Source organism: Pseudomonas sp. B611 (assembly GCF_055407965.1).
Genome location: NZ_JBUZST010000019.1, coordinates 100244 through 106492, shown reverse-complemented (window position 1 = coordinate 106492; position 6249 = coordinate 100244). Strand labels below are relative to the sequence as shown.

The window sequence follows — 6249 nt, the reverse complement described above, 5'->3', positions numbered from 1 at the left end:
GATGAACTGAAGCAACCTGCTGCCGAAACCTACATAACTCATTGTTTACCAAGGAGTTTTCCGTTTCGACTGCGCCGGAAGTGGGGCGAATTATAGACAGTTACAATTCGCCGTCAACACTTAATTACAGATTTATTCGGATTTGAGCGTGATACGCGCAAACGCCTTCTTTCCGGCCTGGCAGACATGGGTAGCGCCCAGCTCGTATATAAAGGTGCGATCGACAACCTCACCATCTATACGCACACCGCCCGAACCCAGAAGATCACGCGCAACCGCCGAGTTCTTCACCAACCCTGCCTTATTAAGGACGGCAGCAATCGGCATAGCCTCCGCAGCAGTCAGCTCAACCTCTGGCAGATCATCCGGCAGCTCGCCATCCTTCATGCGATTGCCCGCCGCGCGGTGAGCACTGGCCGCAGCCTCTTCACCATGGAAACGCGCAACAATCTCTTCCGCCAGCTTGATCTTCACGTCACGCGGATTGGCGCCCGCCTCGACATCAGCACGCAGCGCATTGATCTCGTCCATCGAGCGGAAGCTCAACAACTCGAAGTAACGCCACATCAACGCATCCGGAATCGAAACCAGCTTGCCGTACATAACGCCCGGCGCCTCCTGGATACCCACATAGTTACCCAGCGACTTAGACATCTTCTTGACGCCATCCAACCCTTCCAGCAACGGCATAGTCAGGATGCACTGAGCTTCTTGCCCATACGCACGCTGTAGCTCACGCCCCATCAGCAGGTTGAACTTCTGATCGGTACCACCCAACTCAACGTCCGCACGCAGCGCCACCGAGTCATACCCCTGGACCAGCGGATACAGGAACTCGTGAATAGCGATTGGCTGGTTGGTAGAGTAACGCTTGTCGAAGTCGTCACGCTCAAGCATGCGCGCGACGGTGTACTGAGAGGTCAGGCGAATGAAATCCGCCGGTCCCATCTGATCCATCCAAGTGGAGTTGAACGCCACTTCCGTCTTGGCCGGATCAAGGATCTTGAACACCTGAGTCTTATAGGTCTCGGCATTGTCGAGCACTTGCTCGCGCGTCAGCGGCGGGCGCGTCGCACTCTTGCCACTGGGATCACCGATCATCCCGGTGAAGTCACCTATAAGGAAGATGACCTGATGCCCCAGCTCCTGGAACTGGCGCAGCTTATTAATAAGCACGGTATGACCCAGGTGAAGGTCCGGCGCAGTCGGATCAAAGCCGGCTTTAATACGCAGGGGCTGGCCACGCTTGAGCTTTTCGATCAGCTCCGCTTCCACCAACAGTTCTTCCGCACCACGTTTTATCAGCGCTAGCTGCTCTTCAACCGACTTCATAACAGACCCGCAAGGCTCAGATTCAAAAGGGAACCAACCATACAAGATCAGGGACTAATTACAAGTTTTGCCCTGCGAACGGACACCGTTCAGCAAGCCCAGCGTTCGCGAGCTTGCGCCACAGATGATTTGGTTATATTTTATACAGTTATTTCATCTTCATCATGTCATTCATCTTTTCCATTTCATCTTCAAAGTCAAAATTACTTATGACCACTGAACCGTCTAAAGCGCCGCCGCTTTACCCGAAGACCCACCTGCTCGCCGCAAGTGGTATCGCCGCTCTTCTCAGCCTGGCACTCCTGGTATTCCCTTCCAGTGACGTAGAAGCCAAACGAACATCCCTGAGCCTTGACCTGGAAAGTCCAGTTGAACAACTGACACAAGATCAAGACGCTTCCGACGCGCTGCAAGCCACAAATGCACCCACCGAATCACCGTTCGCCCAGATAGACGGCAGCCCGGAAGAGACTCAGCAAGCAACCCAGGAACAACCTGCGCCTGTTACCACTGCGGCCAAGAACCCGCAGCACCGCGAAGTAATCGTGGCCAAAGGCGATACTCTTTCGACCCTGTTCGAGAAGGTCGGCCTGCCGTCAGCCACGGTTAATGAAGTATTGGCCAGCGACAAACAAGCCAAGCAGTTCACCCAGCTCAAGCACGGCCAGAAACTGGAGTTCGAACTGACCCCCGACGGCCAACTTCACAACCTGCACAGCAACATCAGCGACCTGGAAAGCATCACCCTGACCAAGGGCGCCAAAGGCTTCGCCTTCAACCGCATCACCACCAAACCCGTGATGCGCTCCGCCTACTCCCACGGCGTGATCAACAGCTCCCTGTCGCAATCGGCCGCACGCGCCGGCCTGTCCCACAGCATGACCATGGACATGGCCAGCGTGTTTGGCTACGACATCGACTTCGCCCAGGACATCCGCCAAGGCGACGAATTCGACGTGATCTACGAGCAGAAGGTCGCCAACGGCAAAGTGGTCGGCACCGGCAATATCCTCTCTGCACGCTTCACCAACCGCGGCAAGACCTACACGGCCGTGCGCTACACCAACAAACAAGGCAACAGCAGCTACTACACGGCTGATGGCAACAGCATGCGCAAGGCCTTCATCCGCACACCCGTGGACTTCGCTCGTATTAGCTCGCGTTTCTCCATGGGTCGCAAGCACCCAATTCTGAACAAAATCCGCGCCCACAAAGGTGTCGACTATGCCGCCCCTCGCGGTACGCCTATCAAGGCCGCAGGTGACGGCAAAGTCCTGCTCGCCGGCCGCCGCGGTGGTTACGGCAACACTGTCATCATCCAACACGGCAACACCTACCGCACCCTGTATGGCCATATGCAAGGCTTCGCCAAGGGCGTGCAGACTGGCGGCACCGTGAAGCAAGGCCAGGTGATCGGCTATATCGGCACCACCGGCCTGTCCACCGGCCCGCACTTGCACTATGAGTTCCAGGTCAACGGCGTACACGTCGACCCGCTGGGCCAGAAGCTGCCGATGGCCGACCCGATCGCCAAGGCCGAACGCGCGCGTTTCATGCAACAAAGCCAGCCACTGATGGCACGCATGGACCAGGAGCGCTCCACCCTGCTGGCCTCGGCGAAGCGTTAAGGTATGTCGCTCTATATAGGTGTGATGTCCGGGACCAGCCTCGACGGCCTGGACATCGCCCTGATCAAACAGGGCCCGGCGATCGAGCTGATCTCCACCCACTACATTCCCATGCCCGCCGCCCTGCACACCGAATTGCTCGGACTGTGCGCCAGCGGTCCGGATGAGATCGCCCGTTCGGCCATCACCCAGCAACACTGGGTGACGCTTGCAGCCCAAGGCATCCACGCCCTGCTCGACCAGCAAAACCTCAAGCCTCAGGATATTCGCGCGATTGGCAGCCATGGCCAGACCATCCGCCATGAGCCCGCTCGCGGTTTTACCGTACAGATCGGCAACCCTGCCCTGCTCACCGAGCTGACGGGCATCACCGTGGTCAGCGATTTTCGTAGCCGCGACGTCGCCGCCGGTGGCCAAGGCGCCCCGTTGGTTCCGGCCTTTCACGAAGCGCTGTTTGGCGAACGCACCGGCAATCGCGCGGTTTTGAACGTAGGAGGCTTCAGCAACCTAAGCCTGATCGAGACTGGCAAGCCAGTAGCCGGTTTCGACTGCGGCCCAGGCAATGTGCTGCTGGATGCGTGGATTCATGAACAGCGGGGTGAACACTTCGACCGTGATGGCCAATGGGCAGCCAGCGGCACTATCGTGCCACAGCTACTCAACGCCTTGCTCAGCGACCCCTTCTTCCTGACCAAGGGCCCTAAAAGCACCGGCCGCGAAGTGTTCAACCTGGGATGGCTGCAACAACACCTTGGCCGCTTGCCCGTATTCGCGCACCAGGACGTCCAGGCCACCCTGCTGGAGTTGACCGCCCTGACCATCGTGGAGTCCCTGCAAACCGCCCAACCCCAGACCGAAACCCTGCTGGTCTGTGGGGGTGGCGCGCACAACTCGACATTGATGAATCGTCTGGCGGCGCTACTCCCCTCAACCCAGGTCAGCAGCACCGCGACCCATGGCGTAGACCCTGACTGGGTCGAGGCGATGGCCTTCGCCTGGCTGGCACATTGCTGCCTTGAGGGCATCGCCGCCAACCGCCCCAGCGTTACCGGCGCGCGCGGGCTTCGAGTACTGGGCGCGATCTACCCCGCCTGACTCTCCCCCACAATCAGCAGACAGCAAAACGCCGCTTGGCCTATGAAAGCCAAGCGGCGTTTTTGTATCCGCTATCGATCAGATCGAGAACGAAGACCCGCAACCACAAGTGGTGGTGGCGTTAGGGTTCTTGATCACGAAACGCGAACCTTCCAGACCTTCCTGGTAATCCACCTCGGCACCTGCCAAGTACTGGAAGCTCATCGGGTCCACGACCAGGCTCACGCCTTCGCGCTCGACGATGGTGTCGTCATCGGCCACATCTTCATCGAAGGTAAAACCGTACTGAAACCCTGAACAACCGCCGCCCGTAACAAATACGCGCAGCTTCAAGCGATCATTACCCTCTTCATCGACCAGGCTCTTCACCTTGTGCGCAGCACCGTGGGTGAATTGCAAAGCCGTGGGGGTGAAGGACTCAACGCTCATGCTGATAATCTCCCGGCGTACCGCCGCCATATGCGTAATGGCGGGCATTATCCGCTTCTCCTAGAAAAGCGGTCAACTATTGTTACGGTATATCAATCTGCGCAGCGGCCATTAAAAACGCAAAAGGCCCGATCAACGGGCCTTATGTGCTACCACCGCAATGCCTTAAGGCAGCATGCCGGCGTGGGACAAGCCCAGCTTCTCATCCAGGCCGAACAAGATGTTCATGTTCTGCACCGCCTGGCCCGACGCGCCCTTGACCAGGTTATCGATCACCGACAACACCACCACCAGGTCGCCGTCCTGTGGACGGTGCACGGCAATACGGCAAACGTTGGCACCGCGCACGCTGCGGGTTTCCGGGTGGCTGCCAGCCGGCATCACATCGACGAACGGTTCGTTGGCATAGCGTTTTTCAAACAGCGCCTGCAGATCCACCGAGCGATCGACCACGGTTGCGTACAGCGTGGAGTGAATGCCACGGATCATCGGCGTCAGGTGCGGCACAAACGTCAGCCCCACATCCTTGCCGGCCGCACGACGCAGCCCCTGGCGGATTTCCGGCAAGTGACGATGCCCTTTTACCGCATAGGCCTTCATGCTTTCCGACGTCTCGGAGTACAGCGAACCTACCGCAGCACCACGACCGGCACCGCTGACGCCCGACTTGCAGTCAGCGATCAAACGCGATGCATCCGCCAGCCCGGCCTCCAGCAGCGGCAGGAAACCCAGCTGCGTTGCGGTCGGATAGCAACCTGGCACCGCAATCAGGCGCGCTTGCTTGATCTGCTCACGATTGACTTCCGGCAGACCGTACACCGCCTCTTCAAGCAATTCCGGGGCGCCGTGAGGCTGGCCGTACCACTTGGCCCACTCATCGGCGTCTTGCAGACGGAAGTCAGCCGACAGGTCGATGACCTTGGTACCCGCCGCCAGCAACTCACCGGCCAGTGCATGGGCAACCCCGTGCGGCGTAGCGAAGAACACCACGTCACAGGCGCCCAGGGTCTTGATGTCCGGCACGCTGAACGCCAGGCCGTCATAGTGGCCTCGCAGGTTCGGGTACATATCGGCCACGGCCAGCCCAGCCTCGGATCGGGAAGTGATGACCACCACCTCTGCCTGCGGATGCTGAGCCAACAGACGCAGCAATTCGACACCGGTGTAACCCGTGCCGCCGACGATACCGACCTTGACCATAAACCTGCCCTCAACGAACCCACTGGAAAGCCGACGATAATAGGGGCCGTATCGTCCTGCGACAACCGCCAACGTGACGTACGGGCGCATGAGCCACTACTATCTTGGCTACCGTGAACCTGGGAATAACTAAAAATGCTTTATCTATGGGTCAAAGCCTTCCACATCATCAGCATCGTCTGCTGGTTTGCCGGGCTGTTCTACCTGCCACGCCTGTTCGTCTACCACGCGCAAAGTGAGGATACCGTCAGCAAGGAACGCTTCAGCCTGATGGAGCGCAAGCTGTATCGCGGCATCATGGGCCCGGCGAGCGTGGCCACGCTGGTGTTTGGCGGCTGGCTGATCTACCTGAACCCGAGCATCTTTCAATCGGGCGGCTGGATCCACGCCAAGCTCACCCTGGTCGTGCTGCTGATCGGCTACCACCACATGTGCGGCGCGCAGGTAAAACGCTTTGCCCGTGGCGAAAACACCCGCAGCCATGTCTTTTATCGCTGGTTCAATGAAGTCCCGGTTCTGATATTGCTGGCTATCGTAATTTTGGTCGTGGTCAAACCGTTCTAAC

General features: G+C 58.6%; 6 protein-coding genes. 3 read left to right on the top strand and 3 right to left on the bottom strand.

The genetic code is table 11. The features are described from left to right. Positions 1-132: 132 nt before the first annotated feature. Positions 133-1332, bottom strand: coding sequence for a tyrosine--tRNA ligase (gene tyrS, locus ACZRMO_RS26115; protein WP_017739632.1), 1200 nt, complete (start codon positions 1330-1332; stop codon positions 133-135). Between the two features lie 209 nt (positions 1333-1541). On the opposite strand from tyrS, the gene ACZRMO_RS26110 reads away from it, so the two are divergent. Continuing rightward, positions 1542-2960: a peptidoglycan DD-metalloendopeptidase family protein gene (locus ACZRMO_RS26110; protein WP_463974744.1), complete on the top strand. Its 1419-nt coding sequence runs from the start codon at positions 1542-1544 to the stop codon at positions 2958-2960. Positions 2961-2963: 3 nt separating this feature from the next. Beyond that, positions 2964-4055, top strand: a complete 1092-nt coding sequence (locus tag ACZRMO_RS26105) for an anhydro-N-acetylmuramic acid kinase (protein ID WP_463974743.1) — start codon at positions 2964-2966, stop codon at positions 4053-4055. A 78-nt stretch (positions 4056-4133) separates the two neighbouring features. Here the strand turns inward: ACZRMO_RS26105 and erpA are convergent, their stop codons facing one another. Together erpA and argC are read right to left on the bottom strand one after the other, a co-directional pair. Further along, a complete protein-coding gene (gene erpA / locus ACZRMO_RS26100) occupies positions 4134-4484 on the bottom strand; it encodes an iron-sulfur cluster insertion protein ErpA (protein WP_003176443.1) in 351 nt (116 codons plus the stop codon). Between the two features lie 165 nt (positions 4485-4649). Further along, positions 4650-5684, bottom strand: a complete 1035-nt coding sequence (argC, locus tag ACZRMO_RS26095; protein ID WP_010206935.1) for an N-acetyl-gamma-glutamyl-phosphate reductase — start codon at positions 5682-5684, stop codon at positions 4650-4652. 135 nt (positions 5685-5819) lie between these two features. Here argC and hemJ point away from each other — a divergent pair, with 135 nt between their 5' ends. Beyond that, positions 5820-6248 carry a protoporphyrinogen oxidase HemJ gene (gene hemJ / locus ACZRMO_RS26090; RefSeq protein ID WP_124529307.1) on the top strand — a complete coding sequence of 143 codons (429 nt, stop codon included), beginning with the start codon at positions 5820-5822 and terminating at the stop codon, positions 6246-6248. The last annotated feature ends 1 nt before the right edge of the window (position 6249 follow it).

What these genes read in the sequence shown, in the direction of transcription:
- ACZRMO_RS26110 (WP_463974744.1), top strand. Translation starts at nt 1,542, where the DNA reads ATGACCACTGAACCGTCTAAAGCGCCGCCGCTTTACCCGAAGACCCAC.
- tyrS (WP_017739632.1), bottom strand. Translation starts at nt 1,332, where the DNA reads ATGAAGTCGGTTGAAGAGCAGCTAGCGCTGATAAAACGTGGTGCGGAA.
- ACZRMO_RS26105 (WP_463974743.1), top strand. Translation starts at nt 2,964, where the DNA reads ATGTCGCTCTATATAGGTGTGATGTCCGGGACCAGCCTCGACGGCCTG.
- argC (WP_010206935.1), bottom strand. Translation starts at nt 5,684, where the DNA reads ATGGTCAAGGTCGGTATCGTCGGCGGCACGGGTTACACCGGTGTCGAA.
- erpA (WP_003176443.1), bottom strand. Translation starts at nt 4,484, where the DNA reads ATGAGCGTTGAGTCCTTCACCCCCACGGCTTTGCAATTCACCCACGGT.
- hemJ (WP_124529307.1), top strand. Translation starts at nt 5,820, where the DNA reads ATGCTTTATCTATGGGTCAAAGCCTTCCACATCATCAGCATCGTCTGC.